The 21,492-nt window shown below is 76.2% G+C and carries 4 protein-coding genes; 3 read left to right on the top strand and 1 reads right to left on the bottom strand.

Annotation, left to right across the window (positions count from 1 at the left end):
• Both ACGF7U_RS30950 and ACGF7U_RS30945 read left to right on the top strand, forming a co-directional pair.
• A partial coding sequence (locus tag ACGF7U_RS30950; RefSeq protein WP_393112767.1) for a type I polyketide synthase occupies positions 1-9,573 on the top strand: 9,573 nt, incomplete at its 5' end.
• A gap of 251 nt (positions 9,574-9,824) precedes the next feature.
• Positions 9,825-10,010, top strand: a complete 186-nt coding sequence (locus tag ACGF7U_RS30945; protein ID WP_393112765.1) for a hypothetical protein — start codon at positions 9,825-9,827, stop codon at positions 10,008-10,010.
• 246 nt (positions 10,011-10,256) lie between these two features.
• Here ACGF7U_RS30945 and ACGF7U_RS30940 read toward each other — a convergent pair whose 3' ends face one another.
• Complete coding sequence (locus tag ACGF7U_RS30940) at positions 10,257-10,670, bottom strand: hypothetical protein (protein WP_393112763.1); 414 nt, start codon at positions 10,668-10,670, stop codon at positions 10,257-10,259.
• A 748-nt stretch (positions 10,671-11,418) separates the two neighbouring features.
• Here ACGF7U_RS30940 and ACGF7U_RS30935 point away from each other — a divergent pair.
• On the top strand, positions 11,419-21,477 hold the full coding sequence (locus ACGF7U_RS30935) for a type I polyketide synthase (protein WP_393112761.1): 10,059 nt from the start codon (positions 11,419-11,421) through the stop codon (positions 21,475-21,477).
• Positions 21,478-21,492: the final 15 nt, after the last annotated feature.

Below are 21,492 nucleotides of genomic sequence, written 5' to 3'. Positions count from 1 at the left end.
CAGATCGACGTGCTGGTTCGGGGTCTGGTGGCGCAGGTGCTGGGGCACGGGGGCGCGGGGGCGGTGCCGGCGGATCGGGCGTTCCGGGAGTTGGGTTTCGACTCGCTGACCGCCGTGGAGCTGCGCAATCGGCTGAACGCGGCCACGGGGCTGCGGCTGGCCTCGACGCTGGTGTTCGACTACCCGACCCCGGCCGTCCTCGCCGATCACCTGTGGTCGGAGTTGGCCGGGGTCCGTCAGTCGACCGCTGGCGTGGCCACCAGCATGGTCCTCAGCACCGACGAGCCGATCGCGATCGTGGGCATGGCCTGCCGCTACCCGGGTGGGGTGGAGTCTCCCGACCAGTTGTGGGAGTTGCTGGCCGCCGGTGGCGACGGCATCTCGGAGTTCCCCGCCGACCGGGGTTGGGACCTGGAGTCGCTGTTCGATCCGGACCCGGACCGCAGCGGCACGTCGTACACCCGGCACGGCGGCTTCCTCTACGGGGCGGCGGAGTTCGATCCCGGGTTCTTCGGGATCTCGCCGCGGGAGGCCCTGGCGATGGACCCGCAGCAGCGCCTGCTGCTGGAAGCCTCGTGGGAGACGTTCGAGTCGGCCGGGCTGGACCCGCAGCGGCTGCGGGGCAGCCGGACCGGTGTGTTCGCCGGTGTGATGTACCACGACTACGCCTCCCGCCTCATGGATCTGCCGACCGAGGTGGAGGGCTACGTCGGCACGGGAACCTCGGGCAGCGTGCTGTCGGGTCGGGTCGCGTACACGTTCGGCCTCGAAGGCCCGGCGGTCACCGTGGACACCGCCTGCTCCTCCAGCCTCGTCGCGCTGCACCTTGCCGCGCAGGCGCTGCGCAGCGGGGAGTGCGATCTGGCGTTGGCCGGTGGGGTGACGGTGATGGCGACGCCGGGCACGTTCATCGAGTTCTCACGGCAGCGGGGTCTGTCGCAGGACGGCCGGTGCAAGTCGTTCGCGGCGTCGGCCGACGGCACGGGTTGGTCCGAGGGCGTCGGCGTGCTGCTGGTGCAGCGGCTCTCCGACGCGCAGCGGGAGGGCCGGCGCATCTACGCGGTCGTGCGGGGCACGGCGGTGAACCAGGACGGGGCGTCGAACGGGTTGACGGCGCCGAACGGTCCGTCGCAGCAGCGGGTGATCCGTCAGGCGCTGTCCAACGCGCGCCTGAGCCCCGCTGACGTGGACGCCGTCGAGGCGCACGGCACCGGCACCACGTTGGGTGACCCGATCGAGGCGCAGGCCCTGCTGGCCACCTACGGGCAGGACCGTCCGCAGGACCGACCGTTGTGGCTCGGATCGATCAAGTCGAACATCGGGCACACCCAGGCCGCCGCCGGCGTGGCCGGTGTGATCAAGATGGTCATGGCGATGCGGCACGGCCTCGTCCCGCCGACGTTGCACGTGGACGAGCCGTCGCCGCACATCGACTGGACGGCGGGTGCGGTGGTGTTGGCGACGGAGCCGACGCCGTGGCCGGTGGTGGATCGGCCGCGTCGGGCGGCGGTGTCGTCGTTCGGCATCTCCGGCACGAACGCGCACGTGATCATCGAGCAGCCGCCCGCCGACGTCGTCGAGGGCGAGGTCGTTGGTCGGGGCGTGCCGCCGGTGGTGCCGGTGCTGCTGTCCGCGCGGTCGGAGGCGGCGCTGGCCGCGCAGGCGGGCCGGTGGGCGCGATCGCTGACAACCGACGAGCACCTGCGTCCGCTGGACGTGGCCTGGTCCTCGGTGACCACCCGGCCGGCGCTGGAGCAGCGCGCCGTCGCGCTGGTCGCCGACCGGGACAGCCTCCTCTCCGCCCTGCGAGCCCTCGACGCGGGCGAGTCCTCCGGCGCCGTCGTCACCGGTTCCGCTGCCGCCCAGGGGCAGCTCGCGCTGCTGTTCTCGGGCCAGGGCGCGCAGCGTGCGGGCATGGGCCGGGAGCTGTACGGGGCGTTCCCGGTGTTCGCGGCCGCGTTAGACGAGGTGTGTGGGCAGCTCGATCCGTTGTTGTCGCGTCCGCTGCGGGAGGTGCTGTTCGCTGCCGAGGGTTCCGCCGAGGCGGGTCTGCTGGATCAGACGGTGTTCACGCAGGCGGGGTTGTTCGCGGTCGAGGTGGCGTTGTTCCGTCTGGTGGAGTCGTTCGGTGTGGTGCCGGACTTCGTGGGCGGTCACTCGGTCGGTGAGATCGCTGCCGCGCACGTGGCGGGTGTGCTGTCGCTGGCGGACGCGTGCCGGCTGGTGGCGGCGCGGGGCAGGTTGATGCAGGCGTTGCCGGCCGGCGGTGGGATGCTCGCAGTCGCCGCTGCGGAGCAGGCGGTGGTCGAGTCGATCGCCGGTCTGTCCGACCGGGTCGGGGTCGCTGCGGTGAACGGGCCGACGTCGGTTGTGGTGTCCGGTGCGCTCGACGTCCTCGATGAGGTGGAGCGGGCCTGGCGGGAGCGTGGTGCGCGGACCCGTCGGCTGGCGGTGAGTCACGCGTTCCACAGTCCGTTGATGGAGCCGATGCTGGCGGAGTTCCGCACGGTCCTGGACGGGCTGGCGTTCGCGGCGCCGTTGCTGCCGTTGGTGTCGAACGTGACCGGCGCCCTCGCCGACCCCGAGGAGGTCCGCAGCCCGGAGTACTGGGTGCGGCACGTCCGCGAGGCGGTGCGTTACGCCGACGGGGTCACCGCCCTGCGGGCCGCTGGGGTGGACACGTTCCTGGAGGTCGGCCCGCAGAGCGTGTTGACCGCGATGGCGGCGGACATCCTGCCCGACGACGACGACGTGTTGGCCGTCGCCGTCCAGCGCAGGGACCGGCCCGAGGCGCATGCGCTGCTGCACGCCCTGGCCGAGCTGCACGTCCACGGAATACCGGTGACCTGGCGGCAGTGGTTCGCCGACACCGGGGCGCGCCGGGTCGACCTGCCCACGTACGCCTTCCAGCGCCAGCGCTACTGGCCCGAGGGCACGCCCACGGCGCCGACCGTCCGGGACAGCGGCGACGCCGACTTCTGGGCCGCCGTCGAACGCGGCGACCTCACCGCCCTCGCCGCCGAACTCGGCGAGGACGCCGAGGCCCTGGACGCCCTCAGCCCGGCCCTGCCGGTCCTCTCGCGCTGGCGGCAGGCCCGGTCCCGGGACACCACGCTCGACGGGTGGTCGTACCGGGTCGCGTGGGAGCCGGTACGGCCGGCCCCGGCGGCCGGGCTGTCCGGGCGGTGGCTCGTCGTCACCGTCGACAGCGGGGCCGACGCGGGCGCCGCGAGGACGCTCACCGAGGCGGGGGCGCAGGTCGACACGCTGGCCGTGCCGCCCACCCTCGCCCGGGCCGACCTGGCCGAGCGGCTGCGCCGGACCGGCGCGGAGGGCTGGGCCGGGGTGCTCTGCGTCCTGCCCCGGCAGGACCAGCCCCTGGCGCACACGCCGGCGCTCTCCGCCGGCACCGCGGTGCTGCTCACCCTCACCCGGGCGCTGACCGACACCGGCCTGCCGGGCCGGGTGTGGGCGCTCAGCCGGACCGCGATGCCGGTCACGGCGGGGGAGCGGGCCGGCGACATCTGGGCGGCCCAGGCCTGGGGACTCGGCCGCGTCGTCGCCCTGGAACAGCCGGACCGCTGGGGCGGGCTGGTCGACCTGCCCGCCCGCGCCGACCGGAGCACCCGCGCCGGGCTCGTCGCGGTCCTGGCCGACGGCACCCTGGACCAGGTGGCGGTGCGTCGCAACGGCCTCTTCGGCCGGCGGCTCGTCCCGGCCGCGCCGCCCGCCGGTGCGGGGTGGCGGCCCGCCGGCACGGTGCTGGTGACCGGCGGTACGGGTGCGTTGGGTCGGCACGTGGCCCGGTGGTTGCTGGCCAGCGGGGCCGACGAGGTGGTGCTGGCGTCGCGGCGTGGCCCGGACGCGCCCGGCGCGGCGGAGTTGGTCGAGGAGTTGGGGGCGGTGCGGGTGGTGGCCTGCGACGTCACCGACCGGGGGGCGGTCGACGGGCTCGTCGCCGGGCTGCCGGAGCTGACCGCCGTCGTGCACACCGCCGGCGCGTCCGGCGGCACCACCCCGGCGTACGAGGTGACCGACGGCGAGCTGTCGGACACCCTGGCAGGGAAGGTGCTCGGCGCCGTGCACCTGGACGCCGCCTGCCGGGGCCGCGATCTCGACGCGTTCGTGGTCTTCTCCTCGGTCGCCGGCGTCTGGGGCGGCGGCGGGCAGGCCGGCTACGCGGCCGGCAACGCCCTGCTCGACGCCCTCGTCGCCGCCCGCCGCGCGGCCGGCCTGCCCGCCACCGCCCTGGCCTACGGCCCGTGGGCGGAGGACGGCATGGCCGCCGGGGAGACCGGGGACGGCCTGCGCCGCCGCGGGTTCAGCCCGCTCGCGCCCGACGCCGCCGTCGCGGCCCTGGGCCGCTGGGTGAACGCCCCGGAGGCGGCGCCGGTGATCGTCGACGTCGACTGGTCCCGGTTCGTCTCGGCGTTCACCGCCGCGCGGCCGAGCCACCTCTTCGACCGCGTCGCCCCGGCCGTCGCCGAGGAACCGGAGCGGCCGGAGAGCGCCGCGGCCACCGACGGGCTGCGCGCCCGGCTCGCGGCGCTGACGGCCACCGGCCAGGAGGCGCTGCTCGTCGACCTCGTCCGCGCCGAGGCGGCGGCCGTCCTCGGCCACGCCACCACCGACCAGGTGCCGGCCGGCCGGGCGTTCCGCGAGCTGGGCTTCGACTCCCTCGCCGCCGTGCAGCTGCGGGACCGGCTGGGCCGGGCCACCGGCCTGACCCTGCCGTCGACCGTGGTCTTCGACCACCCGTCGGCGGCGGAACTGGCCCGCTTCCTGCGTACCGAAATCGTGGTCGGCGCGGACGGCGGCCCGGCCACCGGCGGCGCGACCACGGCCCGGCCGCCGGCGGACGAGCCGATCGCGATCGTCTCCATGGCCTGCCGCTTCCCGGGCGGGGTGTCGTCGCCGCAGGAGCTGTGGCGGCTGCTGGCCGACGGCGTGGACGCGGTGACGCCGATGCCCACCGACCGGGGCTGGGATCTCGACGGCCTCTTCGACAGCGACCCGGAGCGGGTCGGCACCAGCTACACCCGCAGCGGCGGCTTCCTGCCCGACGTGGCCGGCTTCGACGCCGCGTTCTTCGGGATCAACCCGCGCGAGGCCCTGGCGATGGACCCGCAGCAGCGGCTGCTGCTGCACACCACCTGGGAGGTGTTCGAACGCGCCGGCATCGACCCGCACCGGGTACGCGGCTCCGCCACCGGCGTCTTCATGGGCACCAACGGGCAGGACTACGCCACGCTGCTGCTGGGCGCCCGGTCCCAGGTGGAGGGCTACCAGGCCACCGGAAACGGCGCGTCGGTGGTCTCCGGCCGCCTGGCGTACTCGTTCGGGCTGCACGGCCCGGCCGTCACCGTCGACACCGCCTGCTCGTCGTCGCTGGTGGCGCTGCACCTGGCCGCGCAGGCGCTGCGCAGCGGGGAGTGCGACCTCGCCCTGGCCGGCGGCGTGACCGTCATGTCGACGCCGGGCGCGTTCCTGGAGTTCTCCCGGCAGCGCGGCCTCGCCGCCGACGGGCGGGTCAAGGCGTTCGCCGCGGCCGCCGACGGCACCGGCTGGGGCGAGGGCGTCGGCGTCCTGCTGCTCCAGCGGCTCTCCGACGCCCAGCGGGACGGCAACCGGATCCTCGCCGTCGTGCGGGGCAGCGCGGTCAACCAGGACGGCGCGAGCAACGGCCTCACCGCCCCGAACGGGCCGGCCCAGCAGCGCGTCATCCGGCAGGCGCTGGACAACGCGGGCCTGACGCCCGACGACGTGGACGCGGTCGAGGCGCACGGCACCGGCACCACCCTCGGCGACCCGATCGAGGCGCAGGCGCTGCTGGCGACGTACGGGCGGGGCCGACCCGCCGACCGGCCGCTGTGGCTCGGCTCGGTGAAGTCGAACCTCGGCCACACCCAGGCCGCGGCGGGCGCCGCCAGCCTGATGAAGATGGTGCTGGCCCTGCAGCACGAGGTGCTGCCGGCGACCCTGCACGTCGACGCGCCGACCCCGCACGTCGACTGGACGTCGGGAGCCCTGGCGCTGCTCACCGAGGCGCGGCCCTGGCCCGCCACGGACCGGCCCCGCCGCGCCGGCGTCTCCTCGTTCGGGATCAGCGGCACCAACGCCCACGTGATCCTGGAACAGCCCCCGCAGCCGGACGCCCCGCCGACCGGGCAACGGCCGGCCGGGGGAGACCTGCCGTGGCCGGTCTCGGCGGCCGACCCCGCCGCGCTGCGCGACCAGGCGGGCCGGCTGGCCGAGCGGATCGCCGCGGGCGACGACCCGGCCGACCTGGTCGCCTGGGCGCTCGCCGACGGCCGGGCCCACCTCGGGCACCGGGCGACCGTGGTCGCCGCCGACCGGGCGACGCGGCTGGCCGCGCTGCGGGCGCTGGCCGGCGGGGAACCCCACCCCGCGCTGGTCACCGCCGAACGGCGCTCGGGCGGCCTCGCCGTCCAGTTCTCCGGCCAGGGCGCCCAGCGTCCCGGCGCCGGTCGACAGTTGTACGCCACGTTCCCGGTGTTCGCGGCGGCTCTCGACGAGGTGTGCGGGGTGCTGGACCGGCACCTGCCGCAGCCGCTTAAGCCGGTGCTGTTCGCCGACGACGGCAGCGCCGAGGCCGCGCTGCTCGACGAGACGGTGTTCACCCAGGCCGGGCTGTTCGCGCTGGAAGTGGCCCTGTTCCGGCTGGTCGAATCGTTCGGGGTGGTGCCCGGGCACGTCGCCGGGCACTCGGTCGGCGAGATCACCGCCGCGCACGTCGCCGGGGTGCTGTCCCTCGCGGACGCCGCCACGCTGGTGGCCGCCCGGGGCCGGCTGATGCAGGCCCTTCCGGCCGGGGGCGGGATGCTCGCCGTCGCCGCCGACGAGGCCGCCGTGGCCGCGTCGCTGGCCGGGCTGACCGACCGGGTCGGCGTCGCGGCCGTGAACGGACCCACCTCCGTGGTGGTCGCCGGTGCGGTCGACGACCTCGACGGGCTGGAGCGTCTCTGGCGGGAGCGCGGGGTGCGGACGCGCCGGCTGCGGGTCAGCCACGCGTTCCACAGCCCGCTGATGGAGCCGATGCTGGCCGAGTTCCGGGCCGTCCTCGACAGGCTGACCTTCGCCACGCCGCTGCTGCCGATCGTGTCGAACCTGACCGGGGCGGTCGCCGACCCGGACGAGATCCGCACGCCCGACTACTGGGTGCGGCACGTCCGGGCGGCCGTGCGGTACGCCGACGGCATCCACGCGCTGCGCGGCGCGGGGGTGGACACGTTCCTGGAACTCGGCCCGCAGGCGGTGTTGACCGCGATGACCGCCGGCCTGCTGCCCGACGGGGACGACGGCACGGCCGTGGCGGCGCTGCGCGCCGGCGCCGACGAGCCGGCCGCCCTGCTCTCCGCGCTGGCCGCCCTGCACGGCACCGGTCGGGACGTCGACTGGGCGGCGGTGCTCGGCGTGCTGGCCGGCCCGCGTCCGGACCCCCGGCGGCTGCCCGAGCTGCCCACGTACGCGTTCCGGCCGCAGCGCTACTGGCCGACGCTCGACGCGACCCCGACCCCGGCCGCCGATCCGGTGGACGACGCGTTCTGGCGGGCCGTCACCGACGGCGACGTGGACCGGCTCGGCATCGACCCGGACCAGCCGCTGCGCGACCTGCTGCCGGAACTGGACTCGTGGCGTCGCCGCCAGCACCTCGACGGCACCCTCGCCGGCTGGCGGTACCGGATCGCCTGGGAGCGCCGGCCCCTGACCGGCCGCGAACCGGGCACCTGGCTGGTGGTGGCCCCGCCGCAGCAGGTCACCGACCGGGTGGTCGCCGGGCTCACGGCCGGCGGCGCGACGGTGCACGTGCTGACCGTCGACCCCGCCACGGTCACCCGCGACGGCCTCACCGCCGACCTCGACCGGCTCACCGAGGCGCACCGGCCGACGGCACTGCTCTCCCTGCTGGCGCTGGACGAGGCCCCGCACCCGGAGCAGACCGCGCTGCCGACCGGGCTGGCGGCGAACCTGCTGCTCGTGCAGGCGCACACCCTGCGCGCCGCGCCGCCCGTGCCGCTGTGGTTCGCCACCACCGGGGCCGTCGCCGTCGCCGACGAACCGGTCGCCCACCCGACGCAGGCCACCACATGGGGCCTCGGCCTCGTCGCCGCGCTGGAGCACCCCCGCCACCTCGGCGGGGTCGTCGACCTGCCCGCGGGCGCGGGCCAGGCGTCGTACGCGGCCCTGGCGGGCGCCCTCACCAACGTCGACGGGGAGGACCAGCTCGCCGTCCGGGAGTCCGGGGTGCACGCCCGGCGCCTGGTCCGGGACACCGGCCGGCCGGCGGCTGACGGCGGGTACGCCCCGCACGGCACCGTCCTGCTCACCGGCGGGGCCAGCGCCCTCGCCCGGCACACCGGCGACTGGCTCGGCCGGCAGGGCGCGGAGGTGCTCCCGCTGGCCGAGCCGGCGGCGGGCAAGCTCGGCGACCTGGTCGACCAGCTGGCCGCCGAGAACCGGCCGGTGACCGCGCTCGTTCACGTGCCGGCGGAGACCGGGTCGGTGCCGCTGGCGGAGCTGACCGTCGCCGGCCTGGCCGCCGACCTGGCCGCCACCGTGGGCGACATCCCGAGGTACGCCGACGAGCTGACCCACCGGCCGCTCGACGCGTTCGTGCTCTGCACCTCCACGTCGGGCGTGTGGGGTGCGGGCGGCCGGGCCGGCCAGTCCGCGGGCGACGCGCTGCTGCACGCGCTCGCGGCCAACCGGCGCCACGGCGGGCTGGTGGCCACCGCCGTGGCGTGGGGGCCGTGGCGGGACGAGCCCGAGTCGGCCGAGCTGGCGCAGCTGCGCCGGCGGGGCCTGCCGGGCCTGCCCCCGGAGTTGGCCGTCGAGGCGTTCGGGCAGGCGCTGCGCGAGGAGGCCGCGCTGGTCGTCGCGGACGTGCGCTGGGACCGGTTCGTGCCGGCGTTCGCGTCGATGCGGCCGTGCCCGCTGCTGACCGGGATCCCCGAGGCGCGCGCGGCGCTGCCCGCCGACGACGTGCGCCAGCCGGCGGACGACGAGGCGGCGACCGCGCTGCGGGAGCGGCTGCGCCCGCTGAGCCCCGGCGAGCGGGAGGGGATCCTCGTCGAGCTGGTGGGCACCCTGGCGTCGACCGTGCTCGGCCACGCCGAGGGCGGGGGACTGGAGCCGGACCGCGCGTTCCGGGAGGTCGGCTTCGACTCGATGACGGCGGTGGAGCTGCGCAACCGGCTCCGCACCGCCACCGGGGTGCCGTTGCCCGCGAGCGTGGTGTTCGACTACCCGACGCCGACGGCGCTGGCCCGGCACCTGCGCGACCAACTGGTCGAGGACGGCGCCGCCGCGGCCGCCCCGCTGCTGGCGGAGCTGGACCGGCTGGACGGCGTCTTCGCGGCCAGCGCGCCGGACCGGCTGACCCGGCAGAAGCTGCTGGTGCAGTTGCAGGCGTTCGTCGCCCGGTGGGGCGACGACCGCCCCGTCGAGGAGAAGCCGGTCACGCACGCCCTCGACGACGCGACGGACGCCGAGATCTTCGATTTCATCCACCGCGAGCTGGGTGGTCCCGGCGGCAATCTGCCGGGGCTGTAGCCATGGGTCGGCGCGACCGTCACCGGCGGTCGCGCCCCCCGTGGCCGGGCGGATGCCGTAGCAGCACCGTCGAGCGAGCCGTCGGTCGGCTTTCCGAACAGGAGTCGATCGCCGGGGCGACACGATGTCGGAGGAGATGTACAGAGCGCGGTGCTCGCAGAGCGCAATGCTACGCGTACGCGCAGATCTGCGTCGACTACGACGGCGACCACGTCTACGTCAGGGACGGCAAGGCCGACGGCTACGCCGCGATGGGTTTCGTCTACTCCGCCAACGGCGTCGACAGCCGCTTCTGCCGGAACAACCACGGCCACGGCACCTGGGCCAGGTGCAACTTCGACTGGACCGAGGCAGGCAGGCACGCCGCGTCCGCAGGGTACGAGGAGCAGTTCTACATCATGCACCTCGACTACCTCTGGACCTGGTACGACAAATAACGGCCGGGCAGATCCGGGCCGGCGCCGCCGGCTCGCTGACTGCGCGTCGGTCAGATCCCGCCGCCTGACCGGCCGGCAAAAGAAGCCTCCTGCCGAATCTGCTCGCGACACAGCAGACTCGGCAGGAGGCCACCTTGACCCGGATCCCCAGGGTGGACTATTCGACCGTCGCGCCGACCGGGCAGTCGCCGGAGCCCGGAGGACGCCACCGCCCGGCGAGCCCGACGGCCTGGAACTCGCCCGTCCCTACTCCGTGAACGTCTTTCCGGGCCATACGTTGGGCGCGCAGCGGCTCATGCTGTTGTCGCCCGAACTGGTCACCGAGCAGATGACCATCGAGTAGGTGAGCCCCTCCAGGACGTTGTACTGGAATTCGGTGTACGTGCCTGCTCCGTTGCCGTTGTACTTGGTCGCGATCAAGGACCTGTCCGTAGGGGAGATCCACACGTAGAGGTACCCCTTTGCGCCGCGACCGTCCTTCAGTTGGTCGTAAACCCGAAATTTGTCGCCGTCGTCGACGTGTTGCATCGCGGCGACCCCGGTGTAACTGTTCACCAGGGAGACCCACGTGTCGCCGGCGAATGCGGGGGTGCTTGTCCCGAACACGACGGCGGGAACGGTCAGCGCGGCTGCAGCGCGAATGGACCATTTTCTTGACATCGTCATCCACCTCTCAGACCGAACCGCTCGCCGCGGCCGAATGCCAGGAGACTAAGAGGCGTTCCCGAATATCGACAATGATCGCGGGATGTTCTTGAGCCAGACTTGAGCTTCTGCCGGGTCCTTCCTGCCGCCGTGGCGCTGGTCGCGATGGTGCGACAGGCTCCGGCGGGACCGACGCGCTGGGCGATGCTGATGCCGCCGCACCGGGTCGCAGGCCCGGCGCCGATGTGGCCGGATCGACCACCCGGGATGTCGGCGTCGACGCCGCCAGCGCTGGGGTCCACCAGCACGTCGTCGGCGCGCGTCGGTGCCTCGTGCGTTGGGTCGGGCCGCCGGCGGGGTGGCGCGGAGCCGGTCGCGACGCACTCGGTCGTCCCCGCGACGGGCCGACGGAGTTGCGCCGGCCCGGCCGTCCGCGTGGCCGACCCGACCGCGAGGCCGCACCCGGCGCCGGCCGTCCGCGTGTCCGACCCGACCGGGTCGCTGCCGACCGTGCCGCGCTGACCGCACCCACCTGCGCCGCGTCGAGAGGTCACCTAGGGGCAGCCGTAGGGGCCCGCTAGGGGTTGTGACCGCCGTCCGGCGACAATTACCTTTCCTCCGGCAAGTAAGACCTGGTGTGCGCGGAAACGCTTTTCGTCTGGCAATTCGTGGTCGGCTGAATGGGCTCTGATCTTCGCGGCTTGTGGCGTCTGTGGACGGTATTGGGTCGCCTGGTTGTTTCCGGCCCGAAGAGGTGGCGCTAATGGCGACTGAAGATACGCTCCGGGAGTACCTGAAATGGGTGACGGCGGACCTTCACCAGACCAGGAGGAAGCTCGGCGAGCTTGAGGCGGCCAGCCGCGAACCCATCGCGATCGTCGGCATGGCCTGCCGCTTCCCGGGCGGGGTGCGCTCGCCGGAGGAGCTGTGGGAACTCGTCGACTCGGGCCGCGACGCCGTCTCCGGGTTCCCCGCCGACCGCGGCTGGGACCTGGCCCGGCTCTTCCACCCGGACCCCGACCACCCGGGCACGTCGTACGTCTCCGAGGGCGGCTTCGTCGACTCGGCCACCGACTTCGACGCCGCGTTCTTCGGCATCTCGCCCCGCGAGGCGCTGAGCATGGACCCCCAGCAGCGGCTGCTGCTGGAAACCTCCTGGGAGGCGTTCGAGCACGCCGGGATCGACCCCTCGGCGCTGCGCGGCCACCAGGTGGGGGTGTTCGCCAGCACCACCGGCCAGGACTACGTGGGGCTGCTCCAGCAGCCGCCGCCCGGCACCGAGGGCTACATCCTCACCGGCACCGCCGCGAGCGTGGTGTCCGGCCGCATCTCGTACGCCCTCGGCATCGAGGGCCCCGCGCTCACCGTCGACACCGCCTGCTCGTCCTCGCTGGTCGCGCTGCACCTGGCCTGTCAGGCGCTGCGGCAGGGGGAGTGCACCCTGGCGCTGGCCGGCGGGGCCACCATCATGTCCACCCCCGCCGCCTTCATCGGGTTCAGCCGCCAGCGCGGCCTGGCCGCCGACGGCCGGTGCAAGTCGTTCGCCGCCGCCGCCGACGGCACCGCCTGGGGCGAGGGCGTCGGTCTGCTCCTCGTCGAGCGGCTCTCCGACGCGCGGCGCAACGGCCACCCCGTCCTGGCCGTGGTGCGCGGCAGCGCGGTCAACCAGGACGGCGCCAGCAACGGGCTCACCGCCCCCAACGGCCCGTCCCAGCAGCGGGTCGTGCTCCAGGCGCTGGCCAGCGCCCGGCTCGCGCCGGAGCAGGTCGACGTGGTGGAGGCGCACGGCACCGGCACCACCCTCGGCGACCCGATCGAGGCCCAGGCCCTGCTGTCGACGTACGGGCAGGGGCGACCGGCGGACCGGCCGCTCTGGCTCGGCTCCGTCAAGTCGAACATCGGGCACACCCAGGCCGCCGCCGGCGTGGCCGGCGTGATCAAGATGGTGATGGCGCTGCGGCACGAGACCGTGCCGGCGACGCTGCACGTCGACGCGCCCACCCCCAACGTGGACTGGACGGCCGGCGCGGTGTCGCTGGTGACCGAGCCGCAGCCGTGGCCCGCCGGGGAGCAGCCCCGCCGGGCCGGCGTCTCCTCCTTCGGCATGAGCGGCACCAACGCGCACGTGATCATCGAGGAGGCGCCCGCCGTCGACGCGGCCCCGGTGCAGGCCCCGGACGGCCCCGCCGCCGCGCCCGACGCGGCCACCGCCACGGACGCGGGCACCACCGCCGCCACGGACGCGGGCCCCGCCCCGGTCACCGGGGCCGGCCTCGTGCCGGTGCTGGTCTCCGCCCGCGACGCGGACTCCCTCGCCGCGCAGGCGACCCGCTGGGCCGACTGGCTCGACGGCCGCCCCGACCTGCGGCTGACCGACGTCGGCTGGTCGTCGGCGCGCACCCGGGCCAGCCTGGAACACCGGGCCGCGCTGCTCGTGCCCGATCGCGCCGCCCTGCTGGACGGTCTGCGCGCGCTCGCCGCCGGCGGCCACGCCCCGGGCCTGGTCACCGGCGCCGGGTCGCGCGGCGGCAAGCTGGCGTTCCTCTTCTCCGGGCAGGGCGCGCAGCGCAGCGGCATGGGCCGCGACCTGGCCGCCGCGTTCCCCGTCTTCGCCCGGGCCCTGGCCGAGGTCTGCGCCGAGCTGGACCGGCACCTGCCCCGCCCGCTCACCCCGGTGCTCCTCGCGCCCGAGGGCGACGAGGCCGCCGCGCTGCTCAACCAGACCCTCTACACCCAGGCCGGCCTGTTCGCCGTCGAGGTGGCGCTGTTCCGGCTCCTGGAGAGCTGGGGAATCGTCCCGGACGTCCTGCTCGGCCACTCGATCGGCGAGCTGTCGGCGGCCCACGCGGCCGGCGTGCTGTCGCTGCCCGACGCCGCCACGCTCGTCGCGGCCCGGGGCCGGCTGATGCAGGCCCTGCCGGCCGGCGGCGCGATGCTGGCCGTCCAGCTCCCCGCCGACGCGGTAGGGACCGCGCTGGCGGGTTTCGAGGACCGCGTCGCCGTGGCCGCCGTCAACGGACCCACCGCCGTGGTCGTCTCCGGCGCCGCCGACGCCGTCGAGGAACTCGAACGCCGCTGGGCCGACCGGGGCGTACGCACCAGGCCGCTGCGCGTCAGCCACGCCTTCCACAGCCCGCTGATGGAGCCCATGCTCGCCGAGTTCGCCACCGTGGTGCGCGGGCTGGAGTTGCACCCGCCGGCGCTGCCGATCGTGTCGAACCTGACCGGCGCGGTCGCCGACCCCGAGGAGATCCGCACCGCCGACTACTGGGTGCGGCACGTGCGGGAGGCGGTCCGTTTCGCCGACGGCGTGGCGCAACTGCGCGCCCTGGGCGCGCGTACGTTCCTGGAGGTCGGCCCCAGCGGAGTGCTCACCGCGCTGGTCCGCGACATCCTGACCGCGAGCGGCACCGACGACGACGGCGCCGTGGCGCTGCTGCGCCGGGACCGCGCCGAGCCCGCGTCCGTGTTCACCGCCCTCGCCGAGCTGCACGTCGCCGGGGTCGAGGTGGGCTGGGCCGAGCTGTTCGCGGGCACCGACGCCGCGCGGGTGCCCCTGCCCGGGTACGCCTTCCGCCGGCAGCGGTTCTGGCCCGAGCCGCCGCCGGCCGCCCCCGAGGCCACCGCGCCCGGCGACGACGACGAGTTCTGGGCCGCCCTGGAGCGGGCGGACGTCGACACCCTCCGCGACGAGCTGGGCGTCGGCCCGGACGACGACGAGCAGGTGCGGGCGCTGCTGCCGGCCCTGCCGGTGCTCACCTCCTGGCGTCGCTCCCGGCGGGAACGCTCCCTGGTCGACGGCTGGTCGTACCAGGTGACCTGGCAGCCCGTCCCGGTCGAGGACCGGGACGGCCCCGCCGGCCGCTGGCTGCTCGTACTGCCGACCGACGACGCCCCGCGGTGGGCCGACCGCCTGGCCGGCCTCTTCCCCGACGCCGAGCCGCTGCCCCTGCCGGTCGGCGCGGCGGACCTCGACCGCGCGGCCCTCGCCGCCCGGCTGCGGGACCTCGTCGCCGGCCGGCCGGTCGACGGCGTGCTCGCCGTGGTCGCCGGCCAGGACCGGCTGCTGCCCGAGCACCCCGGCGTGACCCTCGCCGCCGGCACCACCCTCGCCCTGGTCCAGGCGATGACCGACCTCGACCTGGTGGCCCCGCTGTGGTGCGTCACCAGCGGCGCGGTGGCGGCGGCCCCGGGCGACCGGGTGGCGCACCCGCTGCAGACCGAGGTCTGGGGCCTCGGCCGCGCGGCGGCGGTCGAACAACCGCACCGCTGGGGCGGCCTGGTCGACCTGCCGGCCATCGTGGACGACACCACCACCCGGCGGCTCGCCGCCGTGCTCGCCGCCGCCGGCGAGGACCAGGTCGCCGTGCGGCCCGGCGGGGTCTGGGCCCGCCGGCTCGCCCCCGCCCCGCCGGCGTCGGACGAGTCCGCCGCCGGCGACTGGTGGTCCGGCACCGTCCTGGTCACCGGCGGCACCGGCGCCCTCGGCGGCCACGTCACCCGCTGGCTGCTGGACCGGGGCGTCGGGCAGGTCGTGCTGGCCAGCCGCCGGGGCGCCACCGCGCCGGCCGTGGCGGACCTGCTCGACCGGTACGGCGCCGACGGGCGGGTCACCGTCGCCGCCTGCGACGTCACCGACCGGCGTTCCGTGGCGGACCTGGTGGACTCGCTGCCCGGCCTGACCGCGGTCGTGCACGCCGCCGGCACCGACCAGCTCACCCCGCTGACCGACACCACCCTCGACGAGTTCTCCCACGTCGTCGCGGGGAAGGTGCTCGGCGCCCTGCACCTCGACGCGTGCCTCGCCGACCGCGAACTCGCCGCGTTCGTCATGTTCTCCTCCATCTCCGGCGTGTGGGGCAGCGCCGGCCAGTGCGCGTACGGCGCCGGCAACTCGCTGCTGGACGCCCTCGCGGTCAACCGGCGCGGCCGGGGCCTGCCGGCCACCGCCGTCTCGTGGACCGCGTGGGGCGGCGCGGACGGCATGGCCGCCGAGAACGTGGCCACCGAGCAGCTCAACCGGATGGGCCTGCCGCCGATCGACCCGGACACCGCGCTCGTCGCGCTGGACCGGGCGCTGCGCCGGCCGACGCCCTGCGTGACCGTCGCCGACGTCGACTGGACCCGGTTCCACCCCGCGTTCACCGTGGCCCGGCCCAGCCCGCTGCTCGGCGACCTGCCGCAGGTACGGGCGATCGTCGCACAGGAGGAGGTCACCGCCTCGGCCCCGGGCGGGATCGCCGCGCCGTTGCGGCACCTGGCCGCGCTGCCGGCGGCCGAGCAGGAGCGGGAGCTGCTGCGCCTGGTCAACGAGCAGACCGCGGCGGTGCTCGGCCACGCCACCCCCGACGAGCTGCGCGGGCGCCCGTTCAAGGACCTCGGCTTCGACTCGCTGACCGCGGTGGACTTCCGGGGGCGGCTGAACGCGGCCACCGGCCTGCGGCTGCCCACCACGCTGGTCTTCGACTACCCCACCCCGGCCGAGCTGGCCGCGCACCTGCGCGAGCTGGTGTCCGGCGCCGACCGGGCCGACGCGCCGCAGACCGTCGTCCTGGACGCCGACGAGCCCGTCGCGATCGTCGGCATGGCCTGCCGCTACCCGGGCGGCGTCGACGGGCCGGAGGCGTTCTGGCGGCTGGTCGCCGACGGCGTCGACGCCGTCTCGCCGTTCCCCACCGACCGGGGCTGGGAGATCCCCGAGACGGTGGCGGGGGCGCCCGCCCCGGCCGGCGGCTTCCTCTACGACGTGCCCGACTTCGATCCCGCCTTCTTCGAGATCTCGCCCCGCGAGGCGGTGGCGATGGACCCGCAGCAGCGACTCACCCTCGAGGCGTCCTGGGAGGCGCTGGAACGGGCCGGGGTCGACCCCGCGTCGCTGCGCGGCACCCGCACCGGCGTCTTCGTGGGCGCCTCGACCTCCGGGTACGGCACCGGGCTGACCGAGGTCCCCGACGGGGTCGAGGGCTACCTGATGACCGGTGCCGCGCACAGCGTGATCTCCGGCCGGGTGGCGTACGCGCTGGGGCTGGAGGGGCCGGCCGTCACGGTCGACACCGCCTGCTCCTCGTCGCTGGTGGCGCTGCACCTCGCCGGGGCGGCGCTGCGGCGGGGCGAGTGCGACCTGGCGCTGGCCGGCGGCGTGGCGGTGATGGCCACCCCGACGGCGTTCCAGGAGTTCGCCCGCCAGGGCGGGCTGGCCTCCGACGGGCGGTGCAAGTCCTTCGCCGCCTCGGCGGACGGCACCGGCTGGTCCGAGGGCGTCGGCATGCTGCTGGTGCAGCGGCTCTCGGACGCCCGGCGGCAGGGCCGCCGGATCCTCGCCGTGGTGCGCGGCTCCGCGGTGAACTCCGACGGTGCGTCGAACGGCCTGACCGCGCCCAACGGTCCCTCCCAGCAGCGGGTGATCCGGCAGGCGCTCGCCAGCGCCCGGCTGGCGGTCACCGACGTGGACGTCGTCGAGGCGCACGGCACCGGCACCACCCTCGGCGACCCGATCGAGGCGCAGGCCCTGCTCGCCACGTACGGGCAGGGCCGGGGCGACGCCGACCCGCTGCTGCTGGGGTCGGTGAAGTCGAACATCGGCCACGCGCAGGCCGCCGCCGGCGTGGCCGGTGTGATCAAGATGGTGCTGGCGATGCGGGAGGGCACCGTACCGGCGTCGCTGCACGTGGACACCCCGTCGCCGCACATCGACTGGTCGGCGGGCGCGGTGGAGCTGGTCACCCGGTCCCGGCCGTGGCCCGCGGTGGACCGGCCGCGCCGCGCGGCGGTCTCCTCGTTCGGGATCTCCGGCACCAACGCCCACGTCGTCATCGAGCAGCCCACCGACGCCGACGTGGCCGCCGACGCCGAGCCGGCGCCCGCCCCGACCCCCGGCCTGGTCGACTCCGACACGGTGGTGTGGCCGGTGTCGGCCCGCTCCGCCACCGCCCTCGCCGCGCAGGCGTCCCGACTGGCGCGGCACGTGCGGGAACACCCCGGCCTCGCCCCGGCGGCGGTCGGCTGGTCCCTCGCGGCCACCCGGTCGGCGTTCGACCGGCGGGCCGCGGTGATCGGCGCGACCCAGGGTGAGCTGCTGGCCGGCCTGGACGCGCTCGCCGCCGGCACACCGGCCGACAACGTCGTCACCGGCGCCGTCGCCAACCACGGCGCCGGCCCCGTGTTCCTCTTCCCGGCGGCGGGTCCGGCGGGTCCGGCGGCCGGGCTGGTCGGCCGCTGCCCGGTCTTCGACGACACGCTCGCCGAGTGCCGGCAGGCCCTCGCGCCCTGGCTCGACGTCGACCCGGCCGCCCTGCTGACCGGCGCGGACACCTCCTGGACCGGCCGGCCGGAGGTGGCCCGGCCCGTCCTGTTCGCCGTCGGGGTGGCGCTCGCCGCCGTCTGGCGGCACGCCGGCCTCACCCCGGCCGCGGTCGTCGGGGACGGCGACGGCGAGGTCGTGGCCGCCTGCGTGGCGGGCCTGCTGTCCCTGCCCGACGCCGCCCGGACGGTGGCGCTGCGGGCCCGGACCGCCGCCGGCGAGGTGGACCCCGACGGGCTGCGGGCCGGCCTGGACGGGCTCGCCCCGCAGCCCGGGACCGCCCGGCTGGCCTCCACGGTCAGCGGGGACTGGGCCGAGCCGGCGACCCTCGGCGCCGATCACTGGGCGGAGGCGACGGCGGGCCGGCTCGACGACGCCGTCCGCGCCGCCGTGGCGGCCGGACACGTGACGTTCGTGGAGGTGTCGCCGGAGCCGACGCTGACCACCCGGGTCGCCGCCGTCCTCGACGCCACCGGCGCCACCGGCCACGTCCTGGACACCCTGGGCGGGGCGGCCGACGCCGCGACCCGGCTGCTCACCAGCCTCGCCACCGCGCACACCCTCGGCCTGCCGGTGGACCACCGCCGGGTGCTGGCCGCCACCGAGCCGGTCGACCTGCCGACGTACGCCTTCGACCGGCACCGCTACTGGCTGGAGCGCACCGGCGCCCACCGCTCGGTCCTGCCCGCCGTGGGTCTCGACGTCGTCGACCACCCGCTGCTCAGCGCGGTGGCCGACCTGCCGGGCGACGAGGGCCTGCTGTTCACCGGCCGGATCACCCTCGCCACCCACCCCTGGCTGGCCGACCACGCCGTGCTGGGCACGGTGCTGCTGCCCGGGACGGCCCTGGTGGAGCTGGCGTCGTGGACCGGGCGGCACGCCGGCGCGGCGACCGTCGCCGAGCTGAACCTGGAGGCTCCGCTGGCGATCCCCACCGAGGGGGGAGTCGACGTGCGGGTCCGCGTCGGCCCGTTGGACGACACCGGGCACCGGCCCGTCGCCGTCCACTCCCGGCGCGACGACGACACCGACCCCGACGGCTCCCGCGCCTGGCAGCGGCACGCCTCCGGCCAGCTCACCGGCACCGCCGACCCGGCGGACGCCCCGGCGGCCGTGTGGCCGCCGGCCGACGCCGAGCCGATCGCCCTCGACGGGCTCTACGCCCGGCTCGCCGCCCAGGGCTACCACTACGGCCCGGTCTTCCGGGCGCTGCGCGCCGCGTGGCGGTCGGGGTCGGACATCCTCGCCGAGGTAGCCCTGGACGCCGACGCGTCCACCGACACCACCGCCTTCTCCGTGCACCCGGCCCTGCTGGACGCGGCGCTGCACGCCATCGGCGCCAGCGTCACCGACCCCGCCGGTGCCGACCCCGCCGGCGCCGACGGCGCGGCGCCGGCCCCGCAGGGCGACCCCGACATCCGCCCGGGCCTGCCGTTCACCTGGTCGGGCGTCACCATCCGGCCCACCCGCGCCCGCGAACTGCGGATCCGGCTGCGCGCCACCGACACCGGGTCGGTGACGCTGACGGTCACCGACACCGGCGCGACGCCCGTCGTGTCCGTCGACGGCCTGGTCCTGCGGCCCATCTCCGGCGAGCAGCTCAGCGCCGCCCGGCGGTCCGCCTCCCGGTCCCTGCACCGCCTCGACTGGGTCGCTCCCGCCCCGGGCCGCACCGACGGCACGGCCCGGCCGGTCGCCCTCGGCGCCGACTGGCCCGGCGCCGACCGGCACCCGGACCTGTCCGCGCTGGTCGCCGCGACGCGCGCGGGCGGCCCGGTCCCCGACGCGGTGGTGGTCACCTGCGTCGGGCCGGCCGCCGACGAGCCGCACCCCGCCCGCCAGGCGCACCGGGTCGCCCACCGCACCCTCGCCCTGGCCCAGCAGTGGCTCGCCGAGGAGTCCCTCGCGCCGGCCCGGCTGGTGGTGGTGACCCGTGGCGCGGTCCGGGTCGACCCGGACGAGCCGCTCGCGGACGTGCCGGCCGCCACCGCCTGGGGTCTGCTCCGCTCCGCCCAGTCGGAGAACCCGGACCGGATCGTGCTCCTCGACGTCGACGACGACGCGTCGGCCGCCGCGCTGCTGCCGGCGGCCCTGGCCACGGGCGAACCCCAGCTCGCGGTACGCGCCGGCCAGCTGCGGGCGCCCCGGCTGACCCGGCTCGGTCCGCCCCCGGCCGACCGGCCCGGCCCGGACCTGGCCGCCGGCACCGTCCTGGTGACCGGGGCGACCGGCCTGCTCGGGCGGCTGGTGGCGCGGCGGCTGGTGGCCCGGCACGACGTACGCCACCTGCTGCTGGTCAGCCGCAGCGGGGCGGACGCCCCGGGCGTCGCCGGCCTCGTCGACGAGCTCGCCGGCCTCGGGGCCACCGCCCGGGTGGTCGCCTGCGACGTCACCGACCGCGACGCGCTGGCCCTGCTGGTCGACCAGATCCCCGCCGACCGCCCGCTGAGCGGCGTGGTGCACGCGGCCGGCGTGCTGGACGACGGCATCCTGCCCGCGCTCACCCCGGACCGCTTCGACACCGTGCTCCGCCCCAAGGTCGACGCCGCCTGGCACCTGCACGAGCTGACCGAGAAGCTGGACCTGGCGGCGTTCGTACTCTTCTCCTCGGCGGCCGGCCTCTTCGGCGGCCCCGGCCAGGCCAACCACGCCGCGGCCAACTGCTTCCTCGACGCCCTCGCCCAGCACCGGCGCGACCGGGGGCTCCCGGCGCTCTCCCTGGCCTGGGGTCCGTGGACCAACGACACCGGGGACGGCCAGACCGGCCACGTCGACGAGGACCGGATGAGCCGGGGCGGCTTCGTCCCGCTCGGCGCCGACGAGGGCATGGACCTGTTCAGCGAGGCGCTGCGCTTCGCCGAGCCGGTGGTCGTACCGGTCAACCTGGACCTCGCGCTGATCGGCCGGCACGGGCCGGCGGCGGTGCCGCCGGTGCTGCGGTCGCTGGTCCGGCCGGTGGTGACGGGCGCCGCGCGGGCCGCGGAGCGCGACCCGGCGGAGGCGCTGCGGGAGACCCTGGCCGCCACCCCCGACGCGGACCGGGACCAGGTCCTCTCCGACCTGGTCCGCACCCACGCCGCCGCGGTCCTCGGGTACGCGTCGATCCGGTCGATCGACGCCGAACGCGGCTTCGTCGAGCTGGGCTTCGACTCGCTGACCGCGGTCGAGTTCCGCAACCGGCTCAACGCGGCCACCGGCCTGCGGCTGCCGTCCACGCTGATCTACGACCGGCCGACCACGGCCGCGCTGGTCGAGCACCTGCGGGGCGCGCTGTTGGCGGAGCGCAGCACGTCCGCGCTCACGGTGCTCGGCGAGCTGAACAAGCTGGAGCACGCCATGCGCACGGTGGCCGCCGGGGACACCGACCGGGCCGCCGTCGGTGCCCGGCTGCGTGAACTGCTCTCCCTGTGGACCTACGCCGAGTCCGACGCCGACTCCGCCGCCGACGACGGCGCCAGCCTCCGGTCGGCCTCCGCCGAGGAGATCTTCAGCCTGCTGGACGAAGAGCTCGGCACGGCCTGATCCGGCATGTCGCAC

The organism is Micromonospora sp. NPDC047670 (assembly GCF_043204915.1).
In the GTDB taxonomy this organism is placed as follows: domain Bacteria; phylum Actinomycetota; class Actinomycetes; order Mycobacteriales; family Micromonosporaceae; genus Micromonospora.
Note: the sequence above shows the minus strand (reverse complement) of the source record. Positions and strands in the feature narration are given on the sequence as shown.

What these genes read in the sequence shown, in the direction of transcription:
- ACGF7U_RS30935 (WP_393112761.1), top strand. Translation starts at nt 11,419, where the DNA reads ATGGCGACTGAAGATACGCTCCGGGAGTACCTGAAATGGGTGACGGCG.
- ACGF7U_RS30940 (WP_393112763.1), bottom strand. Translation starts at nt 10,670, where the DNA reads ATGTCAAGAAAATGGTCCATTCGCGCTGCAGCCGCGCTGACCGTTCCC.
- ACGF7U_RS30945 (WP_393112765.1), top strand. Translation starts at nt 9,825, where the DNA reads ATGGGTTTCGTCTACTCCGCCAACGGCGTCGACAGCCGCTTCTGCCGG.